Below are 25,598 nucleotides of genomic sequence, written 5' to 3'. Positions count from 1 at the left end.
AGTGATACCGAAGATCATCCTCGGTACGGGTCCGAACGCCACGCGCCGCACGATCGGCTACCTCTTCGGCAAGGGCCGGGCCAACGAGCACACCGATCCGCACCTGGTGGCCTCCTGGAACGGCTTCGCCCCCGACCCCGGCCGCAGCCCCCACCGCAATCCCAAGGAGGTGGAGGACCAGCTCGCCGCACAGCTCAATCAGCCCGTGAAGATGCTGGGCGAGAAGGCACCCAAGTACACCGTGTGGCACTGCCCCGTGCGCGCCGCACCCGAAGACCCGATCCTCACCGACGCCCAGTGGGCCGACATCGCCCGCCGGATCGTGGCCGCCGCCGGCATCGCCCCCGAAGGCGACGAGGAAGCCTGCCGCTGGGTAGCCGTCCGCCATGCCGACGACCACATCCACATCGCCGCCACCCTCGTCCGCCAGGACGGCAAACGCCCTCGCCGCGACCACGACCAACGCGCCGTCCAGCGCGAGGCACGCAAGATCGAAGTCGACTACGGGCTCAGGCGGCTCAAGCCCGGCGACGGCACCGCCGCCAAACGCCCCACCAGCAAAGAGCACTTCAAGGCCAAGCGCCTGGGCCAAGACGCCGCCACCCGCGACGTCCTGCGCCTGCGCGTGCGCCGCGCCGTCGCCGCCGCAGCCGACGAGGCTGAGTTCTTCGCCCTGCTGGAGGCCACAGACGTGACCGTGCGCCTCAAGCTCGGCCCTTCCGGCGACGCGCTTGGCTGCAACTTCGCCCTGCCCGGCGACACCAACGACAAGGGCGAGCCGGTCTTCTACGCCGGCTCCACCCTCGCCCCCGACCTGTCCCTGCCCAAGATCCGCGAACGCATCGCCTCCACCGGCCCCGAATCGGTCAGCGTCCCATCGGGTAACCCGTGGCATCAGGCCACCGCCGCCACCGAACGCATCCCCAGCCACCTGATCGGCAGCGACGAGGCAGTGGCCCAAGGGCATCTGGAAGTGCTCGGCGGGGCGCTGGACCTACTTCCAGTCGTCGCACCTGCCACGGTGAAGGCCGACCTCGAACGGGCCGCCGCCGTCTTCGAGCGCGCCACCCGCTCCCGCATCACCGGTGACCGCGACAGCGCCTGCGTCCTACGCCGCAGCATCCAGACGATCTGGCGCGACCGGCCCCCGGACGGGGACGGCGCCGGGTTCGCCATGCTCCTGGACACCATGCTCACCGCGGTCGCCTACGCCATGCACTGGCACCGCACCCGCCAGCACGCCCAGCAGGAAGCCGCAGCCCAGCAAGCCCTCATCCACCTACACACCGCATACGCCCATATAGCCGAACCGGTCCTGGCCGGCCTCACGCACCGCACCCCCAGCCTCCACATGAAGCGCCGCTACGCCCACCACCTCCAAGAGGCGGCACCCGAGCACGCCGAGCGCATCCTGAACGACCCTGCCTGGGACGCACTCGCCACCGTCCTCGCCGAGGCAGAAAGCGCCGGGCACAACGCCTCCACCGTCCTCGACCAAGCAGTGGGCCAACGCACCCTGGACGACGCCCGCAACCCCGCCCGCGCACTGACCTGGCGCGTCCGCCGCCTCGGCGAACGCCACGCCCCCAGCCCACTGGCACAAGCCGCCAACGCCCGCAGCAGCCGTGCGACGCAGCTACGTCCCACCCCGCCACAGCCTCACGCTGCGGCCAACGAAGCCACGCCCACGCGTCATCGTCCGCGTCGCTGAACACGTCGGATTCTGCGGCCGGAGGTCAGCAGCCATGAAGCAGTAGACGTCAACGCTGAAAGGGCTCCATCGGTTGGAGCCCTTTCAGCAGTTCACAGCCTGATTCGAGCATGCCCACCCACCAAAACTGGCCGAATCAAGTCCCCATAGGCATGCCGGCTTGAACACCTCCGACAGCGCTGTCAGTCCCTCCCTGTAGGTTGGAAGGCGAGTGGAGGTAGACCGTCAAGGGGGGATCGTGGCCGCTTCCGGCTTCGACATAGACACAGACCAGTTGAAAACCGAAGCGCCAAAATTCCACCGGGAGTCGGTGGCGCTGGAGAAGGCCACAGAAAAGCTCAAGCACTCCCTGGCCGCGCTCGGTTCGCCATGGGGAGATGACGAACAGGGACAGAAGTTCCGAGACGCGTATACCCCTCATCGCGACCAGATCGAACGGGCCGCCCACGCTCTGGTCAAAGGGCTGGCGAGCATCCACAAGTCCATGAAGGACATGGCCGACAACCATGAGGAGTCCGACCAGTCCAGCGCCTCCGGCTTCAAGGACGGCGGCCATGGTGGTGCACATTGAGCGCTTCCGACAAGGTGAAGGAGGTCGTGCAGGACCTCACCGGCATGTGGTTTCCGGAGGGCGACGAGGACGAACTCCGGGAAGCTGCCCGAGCCTGGCGCACATACGTCGACGACATCGAGGACTGCACCGCGGCAGCGCATAAATCAGCGCAGGACGTCATCGACAACAACAAAGGCCAGTCGATTGAGGCGTTCTCGTCATTCTGGCGCAAGTACCACGGCGGAGGCAAGGGCTACCTGGACGATCTAGCCTCTGCCGCCCGAGACATGGCCAAAGCACTGGACAAGTTCGCCGACCAGATCGCCGAGGCCAAGAGCAAGATCAAGCATGAACTGGAGATCGCCGGCGCAGTCCTCGTCGCGGGTACCGCGCTGGCCGTATTCACCGGCGGAATCACCGAAGTCGCCGCCGTTGGCGCAGCCGAGACCATCGCCGCGGCAGCCAGTGCGGCCGGGGTCGCCGTGTCGGCCACCGTTGCAGAGATCGCCGGAACGGTCCTGGCGACCGCTGCCATCGGCGGCCTCGATGCGATCACCGTCGATGTCGTCGTCGCCCAGGGCGGCAGGAACCTGCTGGGCGAACAGAGCGGCATCAACCTCGCCGAGATCAAAGACGCAGGCGTCACCGGTGTCCTCATGGGAGGCGCCATCGGAGGCGCGGCCCGCACAGCACGAGCCATTTCAAGAGCCGGCGGCCTCAAGACCGTGCTCAGGAATTTCGACGACATACACCTCGAATCCTTGGGCTTCGGCAGCCCACGACTCGCGACGGCCGGCGGTGGACACCTGCCACGCGGCTCCGCTTCACGCATGTTCCGCACCGGGAACGGCGACGAGGTCCCCGCTCTCCCACCCCCTCCTCGGCGAGGGCAACTAGCGAAGGGGAACGGCGGTCCCTCACTGGAGCAGGTGCGGAAGATGCGCGACAAGCGCAAGCGCTGGTCCACAGGAGAAGACCACGTGCGCAAGATGTACGGCGGCCAGCCCGAGAAGCACTACCCCGTACCCACGAACCAGGACCCCAAGTACCCCGTCACCGCCAGAGGCGGCCGGAAGGTCGACGTACCCGTCCAACTGCCCGACGGCCGGACACTCGGACTTGAGGTGAAGACATACCAGCAGTACCGCATGGTCGAAATAGCCCCCGGCCAGCACGCACCCCAGCAAGTAGAGGTGCCGCTCAGCAAGCACATCAAAGAGCAGATCCACAAAGACATCGCGCTACGAAGAATGGACCCGGGATTCGACCCCCGGTGGGTGTTCCTTCACGCAGGACCTTCACAGGAATTGCGCGAATACCTTAAGGAAGCCGGTATCATATTCGTGGAACACCACTAGGGAGAGAAGGAATGCAGACTTCCGAGGCGGACCAGGCACGGGCCAACCTCGACCAGTGGGCTCAGGACGCGCACGAGAACGTGCTGGGCATCGCCGAGATGCTCAACGTCCCCGCCGAGCAATACGAGCAGGACACGCTGATCCTCATCGGCCCGCTGCAGGATTACGTTTCCCAGCTCCCGCTTGACGACTTCGAGCAGGACGACTGGGTCACCCTCCACAATGACCTGGCCGCCTATGTGGCGGATGTCGGAATTCGCGAGCACGGCGCGTCGTGGAAGGTCCTGAACGACGAGACCTCGCCCCGCGGCTTCCGATACGTCATCGAAGGCACGGCACACGATGGCGAAGCCAGCCACGTGGACCCGTTCGATGTCGTCATGGAGGAATTCGGAAACCTCCCGATCCAGATCGCCCGAATGCTCGCCAACGCAGAAGTGGCAATCGGCGTGAATCCCCTTATCTGAGGTGGTTTCAAGCGACTGCGGCCCGATGCGTCACCCGCATCGGGCCGCAGTCGCTTCACATCCGTCCCGACGCCTCCGGGGTAAGCAGTTCCAGCGCTTCCTCCCAGCGGAAACGATCCGCCCCTCCGCCGGCCTTCGGTCGGTGCGGCTCGTACGAGCCGATCAGGACGCCCATCTCACGCAGCCGGTCCAGGCTCTGCCGGTACGCAGGGTGGGCGGCCTGGGCAGAGTTCAGATACGGGAGGACAGCGGTGGGAATGCCGAAGCCGTACGCCTCGCACAGGATGCCCACCGCGAGGGTGTCGGAGATCCCGGCAGCCCATTTGTTGATCGTGTTGAAGGTGGCCGGGGCGACCGCGATGGCGTCCGCCGGCGGGAGGGGACGAGGGTCGCCGGGACTGCGCCAGGCGGAACGGATCGGGTAGCCGGTCTGCGCCTCGACCGCCATCGCGTCGATGAAGCCGAGACCCTGCGGAGTAGCGATGACCCCGACATCCCAGTTCGCCTCCTGGGCAGCAGTGATCAGCTTGCCGACGTCGCCCGCATTCCCGGCTGCGCACACAACGACGTACAGGAACGGCTTCTTCGACTGGTCGGGCTGATCACTCACGCGGGGACTCCCAGCTGTCGGCTGAAGTGGTGCAGTTCGGGCAGGGCGCGGCGGCGGTCACGGGCAGCCATGTCGGCGACCAGTTCCCTTACAGCAGGCCGACGGATGTCCTGGGCCGCGCAGCTCTCCGCGATCCGCAGAGCCTGGTAGCCGTCGGCGAGCCTCCCCTGCTGACTGTATGCGCGTGCTGCCTCCACCCATAGGGCGGCCCGTCGCTCGGGGACCGGGATGTGCCGGCGCATGAGGGGGCGGGCGGTCTCCAGGGCCACCCCCGCGTCGCCGAAGGTAACCGCGGCGCTGACCGCGTGGAGGGCGACGTTGGTAGGGCTGAAGTTGGCCCAGGCGTCGGGGCGGTCGAGCGCGACGTAGCGGGCAACGTCCTTCGCCTCGACGATGAAGTCCTTGGTGGCCGAGCGGTCGCCGCCGGTGCTGGCGGCGGTTACGCCGCGCAGGAGCAGGAGGCCGAGGGCCGCGAGGTAGCGCGGAGAGCGCTTGTCGTAGGCGCCGGTGAGCTGGTCGGCGGTGTGCCGGACGACGGTTACGGCCTGGGTGGTGTGTTTCTCGCGGGCTAGTAAATGCGCCTGGACGCGGACGCTGGAGGCCAGGACGACCGGGTCGCCACAGCGCTCGGCCTCGGCCATGGCACGGCCGACCGCCAGCCAGGCATTGCCGTGATCACTGAGCTTGAGGAGCAGGCTGGCGGAGGTCTGGTACGCGGTGGCCAGGAGGCCGACGGCCTGGCTGGAACCCGTCGCGGCGTGCCGGAGGTTGCCGATCAGAGCGGGCAGCACGCGTTCCAACTCGGCATAGTCGCAGGTGCAGAAGAGCCGCCGGGCCGCAGTGACACGGTCGCTGAGCCCTGGTGTGTCCTGGGGTTCCTCGGCAGAGGCAGGTATCGGGCCTGGGAGGAGCGAGTGGACGAGATCGCCGTGGCCAGCGACCGGTGTGGTGGGTGCTGTGAGGGCGGCGATGCTGGCGGCGAGGAAGGTACGGCGGTGCATGTCCTCTGTCTCAGGGTCGCAGGTGCTGGTTTCCGGCATGGCGGCGAGGCCGACGGCGGGCAAAGGGATGCCGAGTTCCAGCGCGGCTGCCCGCACCACGCGGGAGTCCTCAGTCCCCCGGCCCTGTTCCAGACGGCTCAGCTTGGACTGGTGGTAGCCCAGTGCGGTGGCGACGTCCGCCTGGGAGCGTTTCGCGAGCATGCGCGCCCGCCGGATCACTTCACCGATCCGTCTCGCCTCGTCGTATGCATCGGCCATCTGCGCCACGGCCCCTTCCGCCGCCGACGATCCTGCCTGCTCAACAGAGCGTAGTAGCACTGCACTTGGTACTCATGCAGGTCCTGCATAAGAAATGCAGCACCAGCACCTGGGGTGGTCCGCCCTCTGCCGGCGCCGGTTCCGTGGAGTTGCCGCACTCGCCTGGGAGGCCAGCCCATGGAACCGCAGCACCTCAGCTTCTCCGTACCCGGCACGACGCGCGCCGCAGCAGCCGCGCGACACCGGCTCGCCGCCGAGATGCACGACTGGGGCCTACCGGCCGACAGCGAGGCACTGCACACCGCTGAGCTGATGGCCGGCGAACTGCTTTCGAACGCTGTGCAGCACGCAGGTCCCGGCGCCATCACCCTGGCTGCCCGCTGCGACGGCAACGCCGTACGTGTCGAGGTCAGTGACAGCAACCGCGAGCTGCCCCGGCCCAGGTCGCCCAGCGAAGTCGATGAGCACGGCCGGGGCCTGTTCATCGTCGCAGCTCTGGCCGACCGGTACGCCGTCGAGCCGACTGAGTCGGGCAAACGGTGCTGGGCCGAAGTCCACCTGCGAGCAGCCCCAAGTTCCCACGTCGCACTACAGGTTCCGCTTCCGAGGAGATGACCGTGACAACCGCTCGGACACCAGCCATTACCTCCGAGGTAATCGCCATCCGTCCCGGCCCGCCGCTTTCCGGGGCCGTGACCGTCGACGGTTCCAAGAACGCCGCCCTGCCGCTCCTCGCTGCGACAGCCGCCTTGCGTCGGTCTGTCCAGCTGTCCAACGTCCCGGCCAACGACGATGTCCAGGCCATGCTCATGCTGCTCCAGCACGCAGGCCACGGAGTCGCCCGCCAGGTCGGCGAGCCCCACACGGTCCTGGTGCGGCCGACCCACGGTATGCACATCGCGCCGGAATTCCACGCCACCGCTGCCCGTATCCGTGCCTCGTACTACCTGGTTCCCGCGCTCCTCGCCGTTCACGGACGGGCCGTACTGCCCTGGCCGGGCGGCTGCCGGATCGGTGAACGCGGCATGGAGCAGCACTTCAAGGTGTACGAGGCGTTCGGCGACCGCACTCTCGTCAACGACCACGGCTACAGCGTCGAAGCCGGCGAGAGCCGCACCGGCTCGGTATCGGTGATGCTGCCGTTCCGCTCGCGCGGCGCGAGCATCGCAGCAATGCTGCGCGCCGTGGTGTCCGGGCGACCGCTACGACTGGGGCAGCCGAACCTCTCGCCCGAAGTCATCAGCGTCCTGCGGGCGCTTCAGGCAGCCGGATGGGAGACCCACGCCGACGATCGCGTCCTCTCCCTGGCTCCGCCTGCTTCCCCTCCGCAGGAGCCGGTGGCCTGGGTCGTACCCGGAGACAAGGTCGAAGCAGGCACCCTGGCCTGCGCCATTGCCACCACCCGCGGAAACAGCCGCATCGAGGGCGTACACAGTAAGGACGTGGCACCGATGGTGGCCGCATTGCGCCGACTCGGCGTGCCCGTCGACGCCCAGCAGAACGCTCTCATCATCCGTGCAGAGGGAACCCGCCCCACACATCAGCCCCTGCGAGCCATCGCCTCGCTCTCTCCCGGCGGACTGGACGCCGATTTCGAACCGGCCTTGATGGCCCTGACATTGAGCATGCCGGGCACCCACCTCTTCGCCGATGCGATCAACCCAGGCCGTCACGGCAACCTCATCCCCCAGCTCGCCCGCCTGAGTGCCAACATCCACGAGACCTCCCCCACCCAGTGCCGCCTGACCGGGCCGCAGCAGCTGACCGGGGCCGGAGTGGAGGCCACCGACATCCGCACCGGGTCGGCCCTGCTCATCGCCGGCCTCACTGCCCGGGGCGTCACCACCCTCGGCGGCCTCGAACAGCTCCGCCGAGGCCACGCCGACCTTCCCACCAAGCTGCTCGCACTCGGCGCCGACATCTGCGAGGTCACCCCATGAACGTTCCACGCGCCCTGCGACGGATCGCGGCCACCACCGACGTCCACTCCTCGTTCGACAACGCCCTGCCGATGCTGACCCACCTGCACGCCATCCAGCCGGAGACACTGATCGTCGATTGCGGCGACTACTTCGAAGGCAGCGGCTACTACAGCCTCGGCCACGGACGTATCGAAACAGCGATCCTCCAGGGCCTCTACGACGTGATCGCGCCCGGGAACCACGGCTGGATCCACCACTTCGAACCCCCGGTCCGGGACATCACCGTGTGCGCGAACACCGTCGATGCCGCCACCGGCCAACCGCTCTTCCGCCGCCTGCACACCGCCCGCATCGACGGGCAGCGCGTCGGCATCACTGCGGTCATCGGCACGCAGGCATTCCGCTCCATCCCCATCGATCAACGGGCCGGCCATCGTGCCATCGAACCGTCCCAGGCCCTGCGCAAAGTGATGCTGGCGCATCACCATGAGGTCGACTCCTGGGTAGTGCTGAGCCACTCCGGCTTCGTAGAGGACCTCGAACTGGCTGCCGCCTGCCCCTTCCTCGACGTGATCTCCGCCGGTCACTGCCACAGCGACCAGTACTGCCCCGTCCAGGTGGGCGAGACCCTCGTTCTCAAGGGCCGTGAACTCGGCGTCGGCTACGCCCTCGCCGAACCGTCCCCCGCGGGATGGACGGCACGCACCACCCGCTTCACCGACGTCACCAGCAAAGCTGGGCTACCGCCCCAGCTCGCCTCCACCCATAACCGGATCGAGGGCCTGAGAGACCGCCTGGCCCTGCCTATCGGCGCCGTCACCAAGCAGTACCGAGGCCGGGTTCTCGATCGCAGACTCCTCCTCGGCGACCTCGCCACCCGGCTCCACACCGCCCTCGGTGCCGAAGCCGTCATCCTCAACGAGACCGCCCTGCGTTCCACCCGGCTCGACGACGTCCTCACCTTCGGCGACCTCCTCGCCATCGAGCCCTTCAATAACCAGCTCGTCCACGCCCGCGTCCCCGATGCGCTGAGCGACAACTCTGGTGCGCTGCTGGCCCACCTCACCAAGAGCGCAGGCCCCTTGGTCACCGAACCGGCACCGATGCCGCTGCATCTGCCAACCGTGCTGACCACCAACTACCTCGCCGAGAGCTACCTGGACGGCCGCACCCACCAAGCCGGCCTCCGCCTCCGCCAGGCCCTCCATCGGATCCTGACCGAAGGAACCCACCGATGATCCTGACCGGCCCGGAAATCACCGCAGCCACGGCCGATGGCCGTCTGCGCATCACCCCCTTCGACGATGCGCAGGTCAACCCCAACAGCTACAACGTCCGCCTCGGCCCGACCCTTCTCACCTACGTCGCCCCTGTCCTCGACGCCCACCAGCACAACCCGACCCGCCCGATCGAGATCGGCACCGACGGCTACGTCCTCAAACCCGGCCAGCTTTACCTCGGCCACACCATCGAACAGGTCGGCTCCGACACCTTCGTCCCCCTCCTCTTCGGCCGCTCCTCCGTCGGCCGGCTCGGCCTGTTCGTCGAAATCACCGCCCCCATCGGCGACATCGGCTTCCATGGCCAGTGGACCCTGATGCTCTCCCCCATCCGCCCCTTACGCATCTACGCAGGCATGAAGATCGGCCAGATCATGTTCTTCGTCGCCGTCGGCCCCATCACTCCGTACTCGGGCAAGTACCAGGCAGCCACCGGACCCAAGCCCTCCGCCTACTGGCAAGACGTCGTCCCGCTGGAAGCGGTAGCGCCGTGATCCTTACCGGCCCCGCCATCGCCGCCGCCCACACCGCGGGCGAGATCACCATCGACCCCTACGACCCCAACAGGCTCTCCTCCAACGCCTACGACTGGTCTCTCGGCGACGAACTGCGCATCTGCGATGGAGAGCTCGACGCCGCCGCCCCGACCTCCTCCACCCAGGTCACCATCCCCCGCACAGGATTCGTGCTGGAACCCAGCCTGCTCTACCTCGGTGTCACCCACGAGAAGACCGGTTCGGAGACCTACGCACAGCTCCTCAACGGCGACCGCACCATCGGCGCCCTCGGGATCTGGGTCCACGTCTCCGCCCCGCTCGGCCACCAAGGCCACGCCATCCGCTGGACCCTGGAAATCCGCGCCAGCCAACCGGTCCGCATCTATCCCGGCATGACCTTCGGCAAGCTCGTCTTCCTGCAACCCCTCGGCGCTGCGGCCAGCTACCAGCAACACGGCCTCAAGTACACGGCCAGCCAGGGAATCGAGACCTCCCGCCTGTACGAGGAAATCCCAGGGATCTGCCGACCATGAACGCCAAGGTAGCCACCGCCCTCGACCTCCCTTTCCCCAGCCCCGGCGGCAGCGTCGAGCTCTTCCTCGACCTCTACACCGGGGACAGGGCCCTCATTCCCGCACGAGCCTTCATGCTCGCCCCCGCCAGCCCCAGCCCCCAACTGCCCGCCGGGCTCGACCTGCTGCCAGTCGTCGGCAAGTGTCTCGAAGGCCCGGCCTTCCACCGCTACGTAGCAGCCCTCCAACGGGCCCTGACCAAGGCGATCGCCCTGGACCACATCGGCGTCCTCCACCTCCAGCACCTCACCTTCGGTGGTACCCCCGCGCTGATCAAGGCCCTGCCCGAGCACCCGCGCATCGCGCTCGTGCATGGCACCGACCTGCTGTTCGCCGAAGCCCACCGCAGCCAGCACAAGGTCCTCACCGAGTCCGTGCGGCTCGCCGACGCCATCGTCGTGCCGACCTCGGCCATGGCCGACCGGCTCCTGCGGATCGCGCCTACTACCGACCGCACGAAGATCGCCCACATTCCCTGGGGCATCCCCGACCGAATCCTGGCCCACCCACCGCACAGATCGCCCCGCCCGCCCGGCAGCCCCTTCCGGCTGCTGTACGCCGGACGGCTCACGTCAGAGAAAGGCGCCGAGAACCTGCTGTCTGCCCTCGCGGCCGTCCAGGGCGTCGAGCTGAGCATCGCCGCCCCGCAATACCAGTTCCACGCCCTCACCCACGCCGTACAGCAGTCCGGCGTCAAGATCCGGTACCTCGGCTGGCTCCGTCGTCCACAGCTGTGGAGGACGTTCACCGAGCACGACGTACTCGTCATGCCCTCCACCACTCTGGAGGCCATGGGCCTGGTCGCTCTGGAAGCCCAAGCCTGCGGCCTGCCCGTGCTCTACCAGCCCGTCCCCGGCCTGGCCAACACGCTCGCCGCCTCCGGCACCGCGACCGACTTCACCCACCCCGCAGCCGTTGCCCGGGACATCGACCGCCTCCGTACGACCCCTGGGCTGCTGGCCGCCTTGCGGCAGGCCGGTCGAACCAACGCCGTCCGCTACCCGCTCAGCGCCACCGCCAAGGCCCTGACCGAACTCGGCCACCGGATCAGTTGACCACCCCGCCACGTTCCCCAGCCGGGCCCGCCCGCCTCACTACGCTGACGGACGGGCCCGCACCGCGACATCGGAGATGTTCATGGAAGACAGCACCGACCGGATCAAGCAGCTCGTGGCGGACGGCGTCCGCGACAACGTCTACCCCGGTGCGGTGTGGGCCATCGGCAACGCCGCAGGCACGAAGGCCGCAGGCACCGCCGGCGTCCTCGACCCCGCCGAACCGGACATCCCCATGCGACCGGACACGGTCTTCGACGTCGCCAGCCTGACCAAGATCCTGGCCGTCTGGTCCACGATCGGCACCCTCTGGGAAGACGGCGCCCTCCCACTCGACGACCCCCTCGGCACCTTCTGGCCCGAGGTCACAAGCCACCCCCTCGGCCAGGTCACCACCCGCCAACTGCTCACGCACACCGCCGGCGTACCGCTGCGAGCCCAGCTGAAGAACCTCTACGGCACCGACCCGGCTGCCGTCCGGGCCGGCGTCCTCCACGAAGCCCTGCACCGGCCGCCCGGCGAGGCCGTCGAATACACCGACCGGGCCGCACTCATCCTCGGCTACCTCGCCGAACACCTCTCCGACCAGCGCCTCGACCAACTCGCCCACACCCGCATCTGGCAGCCCCTAGGCATGACCCACACCCGCTTCGGCCCACTGCCCCCCGAACTGACCGCCCGCTGCGCCCCGACCGAACTCGACGAAAACACCGGCCGCCACCTCAAGGGCACCGCACACGACTTCTCCGCCCGCCTCCTCAGCGGCGTCTGCGGCATCGCCGGCGCCTTCTCCCTCCTGGACGACCTCGCCCGCTTCCTCCGGTACATGCTCGACCCCACGACGACCGCCACAGCACCGGGATTCGGGCCGAACTGGGTCGAAGAATCGCTCAACGTCCAGACCGGAACACTGGAGCCCGTCCGCGGCCTCTTCTGGCACCCCGCCCCCGGCACCGACCCCGCCGACCGCTCGTACGTGCACTACGGCTTCACCGGCACCGGCATGTGGATCTCTCCCAAACGAGGAACCTGGGCCGTCCTGCTGACGAACAAGCTCTACTACACCCGCGACCGCGAACCGTTGACCCGTATCCGCAATGCCTTCCGGGGCCTGGCCTTCAGTTGAAGAAGCTGCGCGATCCACACCCATCTCGCGCATGAGGGAACAGTCAGCGACCACGACACGGCGCACCCGCTCGTCCTAGTCACCGAGGCCATCAGAACGCCGACCCAGACCAGCCAACACGGGATGCCGAATGCCCGTTCCCTGAGGGAACAGGGCAGGTGTTCCTACAAGGAACAGACGGCTCGTTCCCTCGGGAAACGCCGGGGGGCGCTGCTCGGTATCACCGTTGCCAGACGCGATGCTCTGTCGCGCCGCCTACATGAGGCAGTGACCACATCGTTCCCACGCGACACGCGCTGTATTGCCGTGCGTCGCCTGGAGCGGGTTTTCGCGTTTGATCCCCTCCCAGACCCCCTCATCTGGCGCCATCACCCATCCCCAGCCCGCCTCTCGGTGGCTCTTGGAGGGGTGATGGTTGCACTTGTGGGGCAGGTGCGCCACGCCGTGGGGAGATATGAGGATCACGGCGTACCGGGGCGATGCTGTTCCAGGTCGAACTCCCGCTTCGCTTCTAGCAGTTGCACCGTTGACAGACCTCGAAACATCCATGGCATAGATCCTTGCAGCCCCGGCAGTCAGGACAGCTGTTCTTCACACACGTCCCCAGAAAGTGCTTCACATGCGCACACCGGGTCATCGGCGAGGTCACGGAGAACGGCAGCCACGCCGGCCGAGGCCGCAGATCTTGACGCCGCGCCGCGCGCCAGCGCCGTGCCCTCCGCGTGCCCTAACGGACGGCAAAACACGGTCAACACGGGTGCCCTCCGACACTCCTCGCCCTGCCCCGCAGCCCGTGTTTACGCAGGTCAGTCCCTCAATGGCGATCACGCGCCCCGTTGATTCCCAAGCTCAGAGCGCGGGTTGGATTCCCGTCACCCGCTCCATAGCGAAGGCCCAGGTCAGCGACCTGGGCCTTGGTTGTTGTCTCGCCCCTCCGGGGTCAGCGTGTCCTCCGCGCGCGCGATCCTTCTTATCGTGGCGCAATGGGAAACATATTCAAGGGCGGAGGGCAGAGCCTCTATCTGTCCAACGGCGGCACGGATGTCTTCGTCGACGTCCTGATGCTTGCCGTATCCGATCTCGCCAGCGATACCTGGGACTACCGCTTCGCCGCTCTCCTCACGCTGCAGGACCAGAACGTCATGGGGCGCGGGACCGTCGGCTTCGACCTGGAGGAGATCGACTGGGGTCGGAACCTTACTGAGCAGACTCGGGCCAAGGGCTTCGTGCTGCGCGCCGCTGACCTCGCCCTACATCGGTGCCGATGGGATGAACTGGGGTACGAACCGCCCTTCGCGCACGGCTACCTGCGACAGTTCAAGACCATGGTCGAGGCGTTCGACCCGGCCACAGCCGTGCGTCACGATGGCGTCTTCCCTCGCCCAAGCCAGGCAGCAAGGGCTTCATGCGTACATCACCGCATTCTGAGCGCGATACCGCACTGGGAAGGCTGCCGCTTCTGCACCGGTCGTCCATAGCGGCTGTGAATCAGTTGACATCGAGATACGGACGGGCAGCATCTGCGAATTGCTGCCGTGCCCGACGGACGGCGGCATTGTCTGTGTTCCAGTCGAACGGAGGGAGCTCAGGGTCGCGGGTCCACCCTTCCGCCGACATGCTCAGAGTTACGCACGCTCGCTCAAGGCTGCGGGCAGCCTCCGCAACATCCCTCGGGCCGTACATCTCAACGACCGCGAGCGTGTCCCTCATATGTGCAAGCGTTTCACTGACAGCCCGCTCTTTGTCTGTCCTGGCCCGCCGTGTGCGGCCCCAAGGGGCGGAGTACCTCGCAGCACGCCGTTCCCGCAGAGTCTGCACGTCGAACGCCCGGGACTGCAGTTCGATGGCGAGTGCAAGGAACGCCGTATACGCGTTGTCTCTCCTTGCGCGCACCCAATGCATGTGTGCAGCAGCCGTCTGGTGCCTCATGGCATCCAGGGCAGCGTCAGCTTGGGCTCTCGCGCTGCGGGCTTGAGCCAGAGCCCCCACTAGGGCAAAGCCTCCGCCGACGAAAGCTCCAGCCAAGGCGGCCATGAGTTCATTCATGACCACTGATCCTGCTGTATGAACCGAATGATCATCGCAGCTTGCAGTCTTGGCAGTTGAGCAGGCGTCGAGCGCCCCGGGCGGGACGATCCCTCGCCCCGCCCCATCAAGATCAACGCACAAGCCGTTGACCCGTATCCGCAATGCCTTCCGAAGCCTGGTCTTCAGCTGAAGAGTGGATGCCAGCCAGGGCACGCTTCCTCGTGCCCTTCGGGCGGCTACCGGTTCGAGCATCAGGTACTCGCCGAACGCTTCCGTGCCCGACAGGCGTGCGCGGTATCCTGCGGTCGCGCCTTCGTCCTGGCGTGGTGTACCGGCAGTGGATCTGAAAGCGGGGGTGGTGCTGCGATGCGCAGTGAACCTCCTAGTCCGTATGCCGCGTAGTGCCGTCGTTCCGCTGCGGTAAGAGCGGAGTGTCGAGCGGTGCTCGCGTGCGGTTGATGCCCGATGTTCGATCCCACTGCTGTGCCGAGGACCCGCCATGCCGCAATCACATCTGTCCCCCGAGCCGAGCGCGGAGCCGGCCGAGTCGTTGCAGGACATCATCGAGGACCACCGGCTGGACGCTGCCCAGGAGTGGCTGGAGACATATCCGCCGTATGTGATCGCCGATGAGCTGGCGCGGATAGACGCCGTCGACGCAGGGGTGGCGTTCCGGCTGCTGGACAAGGACCGGGCGCTGGCGGTGTTCGAGGAGCTGGAGCCGGTCGACCAGCAGCAGATCCTGGAAGGGCTGCGGAACCGCTCCTTCCTGGATCTCGTCGAGGGCATGGACCCCGATGACCGGGCCAGGATGCTGAAGGAGGCCCCTGCCAAGGTCGTCAAGCGGGTGCTGGCCGGGCTGAGCGCGCACGAGCGGCGGATGACCTCCGCGCTGCTCGGCTACCCGGAGGGCTCGGTCGGCCGCTATATGACGCCCGAGGTGGTGGCGCTGCCGCAGGATCTGACCGTAGAGCAGGCGCTGCGGGCGGTACGGGCGAAGGGGGCGGACGCGGAGACGGTCTATACGCTGCCCGTGGTGGACTCCGGCCGTCGGCTGACCGGCATCGTGGAGCTGCGCGAGCTGGTGCTCAACTCACCGGACATGATGGTCTCCGAGCTGGTCGTGACCGAGCCGGCGTCGGCATACGCGACCGATTCCGCCGAGTCCGCAGCCCGTCTGATGCGGGAGACCAACGACCTGAACCTGCCCGTCGTCGACAGCGAGGACCGGCTCGTCGGGCTGTTCACCATCGACGACGCTGTGGAGGTTATCGAGGCGGCCGACACCGAGGATGTCGCCCGCCAGGCCGGTGCCGCCCCCTGGGCCGGTCACTACATGGCGGCCTCCGTCTGGCAGCTCGCCCGCTACCGGGCGCTGTGGCTGTGCCTGCTGCTGGTCGCGGCGACCCTCACCGTCGGTGTGACCCGGGCGTTCGAGGCCACCTTGGAGCAGGTCGCCGCCCTTGCCCTGTTCATCCCCATGCTCATCGGGGCGGGCGGCAACGCCGGCGCCCAGGCCGCCACCGCGTGCGTACGTGCCCTGGCGGTCGGCGAAGTCCGCGGCTCGGACCTGCTGAAGGTGATCTGGCGGGAATGCCGGGTGGGCCTGGTCCTGGGCTCGCTGCTGGCCATGCTCGGCCTGGTAGTGGGCACGTTGGTCGTCAGCGCGAAGATCGCCCTGGTGGTCGGCGTCACCCTGGTGCTCATCTGTGGGTGGGCGGCGACCATCGGCGGCACCATGCCGCTGCTGGCCAAGCGGCTGCGGATCGATCCGGCGGTCGTCTCCGCCCCGATGGTCACCACCCTGGTGGACGCCACCGGCCTGGTCATCTACTTCCTGTCGGCGAAGGCTGTTCTGAGCATCTGACGCAGCTGACCACCCTGGGGAGCGTCTGCCCCGCCGGGATGGAGCGTATGACCACCCGGCGAGGGTGGCCGACCATCCGCGGCCTTCAGCTGACACCTGGAGCGGGAGCGGCGGGGCTGTGCACCGGCAATCCGAGGCCGGCGAGCATCTCGCCCATGCGGCCGACCAGGTCCGCCGAGGCCAGCGCGGGTACGGGCACGGTGGGCGGCGGCGCTTCCTCTCCGGCACCGGTCTCGGCTCCCGTGCCGCCACCCGTCTCGGATCCCGTCCCGCCATCGGTCTCGGTTCCCGTCCCGGACCCGGTCTCGGCCTCGGTCTCGGTTTCCGAGGGCAGCCAACCCCATGACGACATACGGCGGGCCAGCGGGTCCAGCGCCGTGTGGAGGAGCGTCGCGGCGGTGATGGCCGCGAGGGTGATGCCCCAGCCGACGGGGCCCAGCGGTGTGGACCCGAAGAAGTGGCTGACGCCGGGGGTCTGGATGACGCCGACGAGGACGGCGGCGGAGCCGAGCGTGGCGGTGAGGACCTTGCGGTCCAGGCCACCGCTGGCGAGGGTCTGGGCGAGCTGGGCGCCGACCACGGCGGCCAGCGCCACGGTCCTCGCCCGGCGCTGGGTGCCGGTGAGGCGGGCGGCCATCCAGGCGAGTCCCGCGCCGAGGGCGGTGGTCAGTCCCCGCTGGAGCATCTCCCGGGTGAGCGCGGTCCCCAGTGACTGGTGGGGGCCTTCCTTGAGCAGTTGTTCTGCGCTGTCCTCGGCCGGGGTGCGTACGGCGATGGCGAGTGCCGGGGCGAGGTCGGTGAGGAGGTTGACGAGCATGATCTGACGTGCGCTCAGCGGCGTGGCGCCGGTCAGGGCGGAGGCGAGCACGCTGAAGGTGACCTCGCCGAGGTTGCCGCCGATGAGGATGGCCAGTGCGGTCCTGACCGAGATCCACATCGCCCGTCCTTCGGTGAGGGCGGTGACGATGGTCTCCAGGCGGTCGTCGCCGATGATCAGGTCGGCGGCGGCGGTGGCCGCGGGGGTGCCGCGCCGCCCCAGCGCGATGCCGACATCGGCGAGGCGGATGGCGGGGGCGTCATTGGCGCCGTCGCCGGTCATCGCCACGACGCGGCCCAGGCGCTGGAATCCCTGGACGATGCGGACCTTGTGGTGCGGGGTGCACCGGGCGACCACGTCGATCGTCGGCAGCAGCGCGTCGAGGGCGTCGTCGTCAAGCTCCTCCAATTCCGGTCCCGTGCATACGGTTTGGTCGGGGTCGCCGGTGACGGAGGCGGCGATGGCCTCGGCAGTGGCCGGGTGGTCCCCGGTGAGCAGGACGGTGTGCACGCCTGCCGCGCGGAGCCGGGCGGTGGCCGGTGCGGCCTGGGGACGTACCGGGTCGGCCAGGATGACGAAGCCGCGGAGGACCAGGCCCTCCACCGCGTCGTCGGTGAGTTCTTCGCCCGCCCGCATCCTGCGTTCGGCCACGGCCAGGACGCGGCGGCCGGCGCCGGCGAGTTCCTCGACGGTCGCGGTGAGCGCCTTGCGCACCGTGCCGTCGAGGATGGTCTCGGTCCCGTCCAGGTGCCGGTGCAGGCAGCGGTCCAGCACGGTCTCGGGGGCGCCCTTGATGCTGAGCAGAGCGCCGTGGGAGGTGCGTCCGACGGTGGCGTGGTAGCCGCGGGAGGGGTCGAAGGGCAGGGTGTCGGTGCGCCGCCAGCGGGGTGCGCCGCGGTTGGCCGCCACGCGTGCCCGGCGGGCCCCTGCGTGCACCGCCCGGTCGGTCTGGTGGGCCATCGGCTCCGACTGCCGGGCCGCGGGGACCGCGCGCAACGCGGCGGCCAGGACCGCCTGGTGCGGGGCGGCCAGCCGGTCGAGTGGGAGCATCCGGTCCCCGTCGCTGACCGCGACGAGTTGGAGGTTTCCCTCCGTGAGGGTGCCGGTCTTGTCGAAACAGAGCACATCGGCCCGGCCCAGCGCCTCGATCGTGCGGGGGTTGCGCACCAGCGCGCCGTGCTCGGCAAGGCGGCGGGCGGCGGCCAGCTGGGCCGCGTTGACCAGGAACGGGAGCCCTTCGGGAACCGAGGCGACGGCCAGGTTCACCGCCGAGGCCAGGCTCTCGGTGAGCGGCCGCCCGTGCAGCAGACCAGCTCCGGCCACCGCGGCCGCCGAGGCGGCCGCCACCGGCAGGCTGGCCTTCGTCAGCTTCGACAGACGGGCCTCGACCCCGGTGTGCGGAGCCGCTTCCCGCGCGGTGGCCATACTGCGCCCGGCCTCGGTGGCCACACCGGTGGCGACGACGACCGCCACGGCCTGCCCGGCGGAGACCGTGGTGCCCTCGTAGACCATGGACCGGCGTTCGGTGAGATGAGCGGCGGCCACCGGCGCCGGGTCCTTGGCCACCGGCAACGACTCGCCGGTCAGCGACGACTCGTCGACCTCCAGCCCTTCGGCCTCCACCAGCCGGCAGTCGGCGGGCACCACGTCCTCGGGCCGGAGCAGGACAATGTCTCCCGGTACCAACTCCTCGGCTATGACCAGCCGTTCGGCACCGGCACGCCGCACCCGGGCCCCGATGGCGGAACGGGCGGTCAGCTCCGCGAGGGCGCGCTCGGTACGCACCCGCTGGACACCCCCGACCAGCGCGGAGATGGCCGTGATCGCGGCAACCAGCGCGGCGTCCGTCCGTGACCCCACGGCGGCGGCCAGGGCGGCACCGCCCGCGAGCACCGGCGTCAGCGGATTGGCCAGCTCCTCGATGAACGCCGACGGCAGACCGGTCCGCGGCGGTGCCCCCGCGCCGGACGAGTCCCTGGCCCGTGCGGCGGCCTCCTGCGCGGACAGCCCGTCGCCCCTCGTACGCAGCCGGGCGAGGGCCCGTTCGGACGGCATCAGGTGCCAGGCGACGGTCTCCGTGGCGGGAGCGATGGGGCGCGCGCACAACTGCCGGGCCCGCCAGAGCCCCAGGCCGTAGGCGACCGCCCCCGCCGTGTTACCCGCTGTCTGCCCCCGCGAACACGCCTGCCAGGCCGGCGCCCGCAGCGCCGCGACCCCGCCGACGCCGCTACCGCTCGCCGCCAGCACCGCACTGTCCCGGTCGACCTGGCGCGCCACTCCGATTCCGGTCAGGATCAACGCCGCCGCATCCAGATCCGTACCCACCAGCAGGTGGGCACCCCAGGCCGGCGGCTCCCCCTCCCGGTGGACCCCGACCCCGCAGTCGGAGGCGCCCAGCGCCCGGCGATTCCCCGACACCAGCAGCACCACCGCCCCATCCGTCTGCAACGCCCGTACGGACGCAGTCAGTTGGACGCCCGTAGGCACCCTCGCGTCGGCGAACCCGAACGCCGGGTCGGGCTCATCGCTGGCGAGGACCAGACGGACCCCCGACCGGCGCGCGGCCGCCGCCAGCGCCTGCGCGCCCGGCAGCGTCTGTTCCGAAACCCCCGCCACGGCCCTCAGACGGTGCCGGAAAGCCAGGCCCAGTACGAGTTCGCTGCCGCGGCGCCGCAACCGGGCGGCGGCCCGCCGCCCCGTACGCCCCACCAGCTCCAGCTCCTCCAACGGGCCCAGCACCCAGCCCTCGTCATCGCGGCGGACCCGCTGGGGCGCGGTGGGGACGAACAGGGCGAAGAGCCGGTCGGCCACCCGCTCGGCGACCGGCTCGGCGATTGGCTCGGCAGCCCGCCCGGCCCCTCGTTCGCTCTCGGCGTCTCGTTCGCTCTCGGCGTCGCCGAACAGCGCCAGATCGGCCAGCTCGAAACGGCCGCTGCGCAACGCGTCCACATCCAGCAGTACCGTGTCCACCTGCCCCAGCCGGCGCAGCGCACTGCGGTCCATCGCCACCACACCGCGCAGGGCCAGGAACCGGTGGAGGCTGGTCGCGAAGCCCTCCCGCCCGGCCTCCGGAGCCTTCGGCACGGTCGACAGCGCCACCGCCAGCCCGCGCCGCAGCCCCGCGTACGGTGCGGTCAGCGCCCCGACGAGACCACCGACCCCCATAGCCCGCTCGGCATAGCGCGCCGCCACGTCCTGGTGCACCTCCGGCCGCTCCCCCACGATCGGCTCAGCCGCCGCATCCTCCGGCCCCGCCACCAGCCTCGACTCCGCCCGCGCCCACGCAGCCAGACCGGCGTTCGCCTCCCTCCACTGCGCCACCCGCTGCACGACATCGAGCGCCAACCCGCCGCCACGCGTGGCCACGCCCTGGACCAGGGCATTGAGCACCGGCAGCCCCGGTACCACCGACTGCGGCAGCTCGCGACCGATCAGACCCGTCGTCACCAGCCTGCGCAGCCGCGGGTGGGACTGCACGGCCTGCGCCAACGCCCCCACTTCCGCCGGCAGCGGCGTCCACGGCGACAGCCACGTGACCCCCGTGAGCATCAGCCCCAAGACGTCCGCGGCGATCACCGGCAGCGTCTGCCGCCTGCGCGGCCCCTCGCACGGGTGACTCGGCTCGGGGCACCACTCGTCGAACTCACCCGGCGCCGCAGTGGCAGCGGCGCCGTGCGCCTCGGCGTGTGCGATGCGCCGGATCAGCTCCCGCTGAGAGGGCGGCGGCGAGCCCAGCTCCACGACCACCCGCTCCGACGGCGCGTTCACCCGCGCCCACACCACCCCCGGATGCTCCTCCAGAGCCCGCTCCACGAAACGGGCCACCCACATCCCACGCGGCCCCTGCACACCGCGAACCTCGATATGGCAACGCCCCGGGCGCGACCACACATCCCGGCGCCCGTGCCCGACCACCAACGCAACCGCGTCACCGGCCCAGCGCACACCGGCGCTCACCACACTCTCCCCCAGCGCCCCCAGCGGCCCCGGCAACGGCAACGGCAGCCGCACCCCCGGCGAAACCCACATCCGCGGCCACCTCCCACCACCAGGTCGCCCACTGCCCGCATCCGTATCCGTATCCGGCCATCGTGACCCGCCCCGGACACCGCCGCCCGCCAGGACCGTCCAAACGGCTTCCCAGCTCGCAGGCCCATCCGCCCGCAGGTAGCGTTCAACCCGAGGGGGACGCGACCGAGATCCGACCCGCGAGCGGATGTGAACAGCCGTGACCACACCGAAGCCTGCTGGGAAACGCCCGGGCAAGGCGGGCACCACCAAGACGTCGTCCAGCCCCGCCACCAAGACGAAGTCCCGCCCGTCGTCGAAGGCGAAGGGCCCGGCACGCCCCGCCGGCAAGGCGACCACGACGTCACCGAAGTCGCCCCAGAAGTCCTCGAAGGCACGGAAGAAGACCCCCACCGCGCAGCCCGCCGGGCACACGATCAGCGTCACCGTCCCGCCGCTCGGCGACGCGGCCACGAAGGCCGTCGCCGCCGCGGCCGTCCCCGTGGAGGTCGCCCGCCGCGCCCTGCCCGCCAAAGGCGGCCTGCCCCTCTACCTGGGGCTCGGCGCCCTCGGAGTCGTGGGCGCCCTCGACTGGCCGGTAGCCGTAGGCATCGGCATCGGGTACGCCATCCTCCGGCACGACGGCCCCCTCACACCGCCCTCCCACGACAAGCCCCACTCCGGAACCTGACCGGCCACCACCGGGGTGCATGGCTCGGAAGTCTGAACCACACCGGCTTCGTTGGAGGTCCTCAATCCTGGAGAATTAGAACTTATAGCAGCGAAGAAGAAGTATCCAGACGATCACCGCGAGCGGGCGACGCGGATGGTGTTCGACGTCCGAGAGCAGACCGGGACGCGGATGGGCTCGATCTCGAAGGTCGCCGACCAGCTCAGAGTGCATCGCGAGGCCCTGCGGACGTGGGTGCACCAGGCTGAGATCGACGGCGGCAAGCGCCCCGGTGCGAGCACGTCGGATGCCCAGCGGATAGCCGAGCTGGAACGGGAAAACCGGGGACTGCGGCGGGCAGACGAGATCCTCCAGGTCGACGGGGCGAGGAAGATGTGACACCAGCTCCGCCGCGAGGGCGGTTCACGCCACCCCGGACGGACACTGTCCGCCGTGCGAGGTGGCGCGCCAGCAACACCGTGATCACCTGGAACCAGAGCTGGTCATACCGCGACCGCCTGAGGGACTCGCGCGCAGGTTTCGGCAGACCTCAGCCAGCCAGTGAGGTCGGCACGGGCACGAGCCACCCGGGAACGCACCGTACCTATGGGACAGCCCACGACCGCCGCGGCATCCGCGTACGGCATCCCCACCATCTGCGTGAGAACGAATGCTTCACGCCGCTCGCGATCCAGTGCATCGACCAGTTCGCCCAACGCCACGCCGTCGTCGAAGCCCGGCAGTCCGCTGGGCTGCCGGTGTTCCGCGACCGCCTGCCAGTCGCTCACGTCGGCGATGCGCGGGCGGGCGGCGGCGGACCGGTAGCGGTCGATCACCACACGGCGGGCGATGGACAGCAGCCAGGTACGGGCGCAGGAACGCCCGGCGAATCCCGGCAGACTGGTGAGGGCGCGCACAAAGGTCTCCTGGGCCAGGTCATCGGCGCTGTTGGTGTCGCCGCTCAGGTGCGCCACGAATCTCCATACGTGGTGGTGGGAGGCTCGTATGAAGCGCTCGACGGCGTCGGGGTCACCGTCCCGTGCGGCCAGGGCCAGGCCAGTCAGTTGTTCGTCGTCCACGGTCCGCTTGCCACGGGCTGGTCCAGCAAGGGCAGGAATCATCGCCACATGTCCTTCGGAGGGTGCGGGCCGCACCAGGGCATGGCACGGCCCGTCGGTGAGCGGCACTCCGCATACCCGCACGGCGGTCGATGACAACCGTCAACGGGCGACGGTCACGACCGTACGTCTCTGGGCAGGTCGGAGGGCCGCAGGGCCAAGGGCCGGCGTGTGGGACAGCAACGCTCACGGAGCTGAGAGAAAGGCAGCCGCGCGGACACGCCGGTACTCCGCCCGCCACCGATTCAATGCACCTGGCACAAAGGGGGGAGTGGGGGATCCCGGACGACTTCGACAACACTGCGTCATGAACGACGTTGGCGTCGTTGACGGCATTGCTGATTCCCGGACGGGGCCGGGAAAGTCTCAGGACGAGCGGTCAGCAGGAGACTGCGAGCCTTGGCGGGCCTCTGCGGCAGACGATGTAGTGCAGGAGCACCCCGCGCAGTCGTGCGACATGACTCGCGGTGGCCACCGGGCGTGCGGACGGTTTCAGGCCGGTCCAGCCCAACGTCGTCAGGACCAGCAGCAGGGGCGCGAACAACGCCGCGGCCGCACTGCGGGCCAGCTGGAACGCGGCCGCCTCACCGCGCCACAGCCACAACCCGCACACCAGCGCGGCCAACGTGTGGGCGAGGAGCATGCCGAGCGACCCGTGGCCGGAGTGCATCAGATGCATCTGACCCATATCGCCATGCATTGCTGCCATATGCCTCATGTGTGCGGCAGAGGTGGCGGAAATTTCGGCCATGCCCGCCATACCGCCGCACGACTGCGCCAGGCCGAACAAGGAGTGCAGACCAAGTTGGGCTACGACGGTGGAAGCGGTCACGGCAAACCCGCCGCGTTCCCGCCCGGCCAGCCACCAGGCCACTGCGCCCGTACTACCGAATGCGGCAACGAGCACCCACCAGGGCAAAGGCTGCGCGGACATCAACGCATGCCCCAGGGCCGCGGTCGGCACGCACACGGCCGCGAAAATCGCGGCGCGCGCAGCGCGTGAAACCGACCCGGCAGTCATGTTGGCCATCGTGCCAGCCGGTTCGCCCGCCCGGGAGGGGGCGTGATGCCTCGGCTTAGTTGTTGTCCAGGTCTGCAACAACACATCGTGGGCGGTCTGTTGAGGGGTGACCCCCTGTCCCTTTGTCCTCATCCGCAAAACCTTCGTCTCGCCGCCGCGGCTGGGCGAGGATCAGCATGATCAGCGCGACTCCGCGGGTGACGCGGGCGTCCTGGGCGCGGCGAGGTGCGCCCAGGCCCTTGCCGGTCGGGCGGCGGCGCCGCCACATCACCACGCCGCTGATGGCCATGCCGATGACGGCGAGGCAGGTACCGAGGGGTTCAGCCACGACCGGGAACTGGCGACCTGGCCCATACGACTGACTGGGGCAGGCCCGTGAAGGGGTCACAGGCCGGTTCTTCGGGAGGGGCTGCTGCGGTGCAGGTGAAGCGAGGGACGGAGACGGAAGCGGAGGCCGCCGGGCCCGATGGCGGCATAGCCCGGTCACGAGGGGCGGGCCCGGCGGCGACCGTGCTGCTGACGTGCGCGATGGCCTTTTCGATGATGCAGCTCTTCCTGATCGGGGCGCTCGGACCACGACTGATCGGTGAGCTGGGTATCTCGCGGACGGTGCTGGGGCTGACGACCACGGCGGGCTTCGGTGCGGCGGCACTGCTGTCGCCGGTGGCGGGGCGGTTGGTGGACCGGGTCGGTCCGCGGCGCTGTCTGGTGGCGTTGTTGCTGCTCACCGGCGTCTCGTTGGCACTGATCGGAGCCGCTCCGGGGGCGGCGGTGCTGCTGGCTGCGGTGGCACTCGGCGGTCTGCCGCAGGCCCTGGCCAATCCGGCGACCAACAAGGTGATCCTGGCGACCGTTCCGGCCGAGCGGCGCGGTGGGGTCACCGGGCTCAAGCAGTCCGGAGTCCAGTTCGGTGCTTTCCTGGCGGGACTGCCGCTGTCGTTGCTGGCGGAGGGGGTGGGCTGGCGCGGCGCGATGTGGACGGCGGCGGGCACGGCGGCGTTGGCTGCGGTGTGGGCCGCCCTCGTGCTGCCGCCCGACGCAGCGGCCGCGACGGCTCCCAGCCGACGCCCCGACTCGTCCTCACACGGTGCGACGAAGCGGCTGGCGGTCTTCTCCCTGCTGCTCGGCTGCGGTATCGCCTCGGTCAACACCTACCTGGCGCTGTTCGGCTCGCAGCGGCTGGGCCTCTCGCCGACCACGGCCGCCGCACTGGTGGCTGTTCTGGGCGTCGCCGGCATCGGCGGGCGCATGGGGTGGTCGCGCGCGGCAGGGCGGCCGGGACGTGCCGCGTCGCTGCCCGCCCTGCTGGCGGCCGGCTCGGTGGGCGCGGCTCTGCTGCTCGCCGCCGCCGTCCTGGCACATCCGCTGGCGTGGGTGGCCGCCATCGCCGTCGGATCGTTCGCGGTGGCGGCGAATGCGGTGTCCATGGTCCTGGTGATGCAGCACGCGGCGCCGGACCGTGCCGGGCAGGACTCGGCGCTGGTGTCGGCGGGCTTCTTCGCCGGGTTCGCTGTGGGACCACCGCTGTTCGGCGCGTTGGTGTCGGCCTCCGGCTACGCACCGGGGTGGCTTCTGGTGGCCGCCGAGTTCATGGTGGCGGCGGTGGTTGCCGTGCCGCTGATGTCGCGCCGCCGCGAAGAGGCGGAATGAAGCAGAATG

Annotated in this window: 23 protein-coding genes; 16 read left to right on the top strand and 7 right to left on the bottom strand. The window is 69.5% G+C overall.

Going from position 1 to position 25,598, the window contains the following annotated elements; all coding sequences use genetic code 11:
* Nucleotide 1 precedes the first annotated feature (1 nt).
* The 4 genes from ACFY12_RS24345 to ACFY12_RS24330 all read left to right on the top strand — a co-directional run bounded on the left by ACFY12_RS24345 (nt 2) and on the right by ACFY12_RS24330 (nt 4,089).
* A complete protein-coding gene (locus ACFY12_RS24345) occupies nt 2-1,711 on the top strand; it encodes a relaxase/mobilization nuclease domain-containing protein (protein ID WP_390718001.1) in 1,710 nt (569 codons plus the stop codon).
* A 238-nt stretch (nt 1,712-1,949) separates the two neighbouring features.
* Nucleotides 1,950-2,282, top strand: coding sequence for a WXG100 family type VII secretion target (locus ACFY12_RS24340; RefSeq protein ID WP_390718000.1), 333 nt, complete (start codon nt 1,950-1,952; stop codon nt 2,280-2,282).
* Nucleotides 2,279-3,622 carry a WXG100 family type VII secretion target gene (locus tag ACFY12_RS24335; protein ID WP_390717999.1) on the top strand — a complete coding sequence of 448 codons (1,344 nt, stop codon included), beginning with the start codon at nt 2,279-2,281 and terminating at the stop codon, nt 3,620-3,622. The genes ACFY12_RS24340 and ACFY12_RS24335 overlap by 4 nt, the downstream gene beginning before the upstream one ends.
* Nucleotides 3,623-3,633: 11 nt before the next feature.
* Complete coding sequence (locus ACFY12_RS24330) at nt 3,634-4,089, top strand: hypothetical protein (protein WP_390717998.1); 456 nt, start codon at nt 3,634-3,636, stop codon at nt 4,087-4,089.
* Between the two features lie 55 nt (nt 4,090-4,144).
* Here ACFY12_RS24330 and ACFY12_RS24325 read toward each other — a convergent pair whose 3' ends face one another.
* Together ACFY12_RS24325 and ACFY12_RS24320 are read right to left on the bottom strand one after the other, a co-directional pair.
* Nucleotides 4,145-4,699: a flavoprotein gene (locus tag ACFY12_RS24325; protein WP_390717997.1), complete on the bottom strand. Its 555-nt coding sequence runs from the start codon at nt 4,697-4,699 to the stop codon at nt 4,145-4,147.
* On the bottom strand, nt 4,696-5,958 hold the full coding sequence (locus ACFY12_RS24320; RefSeq protein ID WP_390717996.1) for a helix-turn-helix domain-containing protein: 1,263 nt from the start codon (nt 5,956-5,958) through the stop codon (nt 4,696-4,698). The genes ACFY12_RS24325 and ACFY12_RS24320 overlap by 4 nt, the downstream gene beginning before the upstream one ends.
* A 177-nt stretch (nt 5,959-6,135) precedes the next feature.
* Between ACFY12_RS24320 and ACFY12_RS24315 the strand changes: the two genes are divergently transcribed.
* From ACFY12_RS24315 to ACFY12_RS24280, 8 genes are all read left to right on the top strand, one after another.
* Nucleotides 6,136-6,573 (top strand): ATP-binding protein, encoded by a 438-nt coding sequence (locus ACFY12_RS24315; protein WP_390717995.1) that lies wholly within the window; start codon nt 6,136-6,138, stop codon nt 6,571-6,573.
* Nucleotides 6,574-6,575: 2 nt separating this feature from the next.
* Nucleotides 6,576-7,898: a UDP-N-acetylglucosamine 1-carboxyvinyltransferase gene (locus tag ACFY12_RS24310; RefSeq protein WP_390717994.1), complete on the top strand. Its 1,323-nt coding sequence runs from the start codon at nt 6,576-6,578 to the stop codon at nt 7,896-7,898.
* Complete coding sequence (locus ACFY12_RS24305) at nt 7,895-9,118, top strand: metallophosphoesterase (protein ID WP_390717993.1); 1,224 nt, start codon at nt 7,895-7,897, stop codon at nt 9,116-9,118. The genes ACFY12_RS24310 and ACFY12_RS24305 overlap by 4 nt, the downstream gene beginning before the upstream one ends.
* Nucleotides 9,115-9,654 carry a dCTP deaminase gene (gene dcd / locus ACFY12_RS24300; protein WP_390717992.1) on the top strand — a complete coding sequence of 180 codons (540 nt, stop codon included), beginning with the start codon at nt 9,115-9,117 and terminating at the stop codon, nt 9,652-9,654. Before ACFY12_RS24305 ends, dcd begins: the two co-directional genes overlap by 4 nt.
* Nucleotides 9,651-10,190: a deoxycytidine triphosphate deaminase gene (locus tag ACFY12_RS24295; RefSeq protein ID WP_390717991.1), complete on the top strand. Its 540-nt coding sequence runs from the start codon at nt 9,651-9,653 to the stop codon at nt 10,188-10,190. The genes dcd and ACFY12_RS24295 overlap by 4 nt, the downstream gene beginning before the upstream one ends.
* On the top strand, nt 10,187-11,284 hold the full coding sequence (locus ACFY12_RS24290; protein ID WP_390717990.1) for a glycosyltransferase family 4 protein: 1,098 nt from the start codon (nt 10,187-10,189) through the stop codon (nt 11,282-11,284). The genes ACFY12_RS24295 and ACFY12_RS24290 overlap by 4 nt, the downstream gene beginning before the upstream one ends.
* An 82-nt stretch (nt 11,285-11,366) precedes the next feature.
* A complete protein-coding gene (locus tag ACFY12_RS24285; protein ID WP_390717989.1) occupies nt 11,367-12,410 on the top strand; it encodes a serine hydrolase domain-containing protein in 1,044 nt (347 codons plus the stop codon).
* Nucleotides 12,411-13,393: 983 nt separating this feature from the next.
* Nucleotides 13,394-13,888: a hypothetical protein gene (locus tag ACFY12_RS24280; RefSeq protein ID WP_390717988.1), complete on the top strand. Its 495-nt coding sequence runs from the start codon at nt 13,394-13,396 to the stop codon at nt 13,886-13,888.
* Between the two features lie 10 nt (nt 13,889-13,898).
* On the opposite strand, the gene ACFY12_RS24275 is transcribed toward ACFY12_RS24280, so the two are convergent.
* Nucleotides 13,899-14,456, bottom strand: coding sequence for a hypothetical protein (locus ACFY12_RS24275; protein WP_390717987.1), 558 nt, complete (start codon nt 14,454-14,456; stop codon nt 13,899-13,901).
* A 481-nt stretch (nt 14,457-14,937) separates the two neighbouring features.
* Here ACFY12_RS24275 and mgtE point away from each other — a divergent pair, with 481 nt between their 5' ends.
* Nucleotides 14,938-16,305, top strand: coding sequence for a magnesium transporter (mgtE, locus tag ACFY12_RS24270; protein ID WP_390717986.1), 1,368 nt, complete (start codon nt 14,938-14,940; stop codon nt 16,303-16,305).
* 85 nt (nt 16,306-16,390) lie between these two features.
* Here mgtE and ACFY12_RS24265 read toward each other — a convergent pair whose 3' ends face one another.
* Nucleotides 16,391-21,151, bottom strand: coding sequence for an HAD-IC family P-type ATPase (locus ACFY12_RS24265; RefSeq protein ID WP_390717985.1), 4,761 nt, complete (start codon nt 21,149-21,151; stop codon nt 16,391-16,393).
* Between the two features lie 199 nt (nt 21,152-21,350).
* Here ACFY12_RS24265 and ACFY12_RS24260 point away from each other — a divergent pair, with 199 nt between their 5' ends.
* Together ACFY12_RS24260 and ACFY12_RS24255 are read left to right on the top strand one after the other, a co-directional pair.
* Nucleotides 21,351-21,821: a hypothetical protein gene (locus ACFY12_RS24260; RefSeq protein WP_390717984.1), complete on the top strand. Its 471-nt coding sequence runs from the start codon at nt 21,351-21,353 to the stop codon at nt 21,819-21,821.
* Nucleotides 21,822-21,872: 51 nt separating this feature from the next.
* A complete protein-coding gene (locus ACFY12_RS24255; RefSeq protein WP_390717983.1) occupies nt 21,873-22,199 on the top strand; it encodes a transposase in 327 nt (108 codons plus the stop codon).
* A gap of 104 nt (nt 22,200-22,303) precedes the next feature.
* Here ACFY12_RS24255 and ACFY12_RS24250 read toward each other — a convergent pair whose 3' ends face one another.
* The 3 genes from ACFY12_RS24250 to ACFY12_RS24240 all read right to left on the bottom strand — a co-directional run bounded on the left by ACFY12_RS24250 (nt 22,304) and on the right by ACFY12_RS24240 (nt 24,267).
* Complete coding sequence (locus ACFY12_RS24250; RefSeq protein ID WP_390717982.1) at nt 22,304-22,879, bottom strand: sigma-70 family RNA polymerase sigma factor; 576 nt, start codon at nt 22,877-22,879, stop codon at nt 22,304-22,306.
* Between the two features lie 418 nt (nt 22,880-23,297).
* The gene (locus tag ACFY12_RS24245; RefSeq protein WP_390717981.1) at nt 23,298-23,948 is read right to left on the bottom strand and encodes a hypothetical protein; all 651 of its coding nucleotides are present in this window, start codon (nt 23,946-23,948) and stop codon (nt 23,298-23,300) included.
* 46 nt (nt 23,949-23,994) lie between these two features.
* Entirely contained in the window at nt 23,995-24,267 is a 273-nt protein-coding gene (locus tag ACFY12_RS24240) for a hypothetical protein (RefSeq protein WP_390717980.1), read from the bottom strand.
* A gap of 200 nt (nt 24,268-24,467) precedes the next feature.
* Between ACFY12_RS24240 and ACFY12_RS24235 the strand changes: the two genes are divergently transcribed.
* Complete coding sequence (locus ACFY12_RS24235) at nt 24,468-25,589, top strand: MFS transporter (RefSeq protein WP_390718217.1); 1,122 nt, start codon at nt 24,468-24,470, stop codon at nt 25,587-25,589.
* Nucleotides 25,590-25,598: the final 9 nt, after the last annotated feature.

Source organism: Streptomyces sp. NPDC001339 (assembly GCF_042895955.1).
Classification (GTDB): Bacteria; Actinomycetota; Actinomycetes; order Streptomycetales; family Streptomycetaceae; genus Streptomyces.
This window is presented reverse-complemented; position numbering and strand designations above follow the sequence as displayed.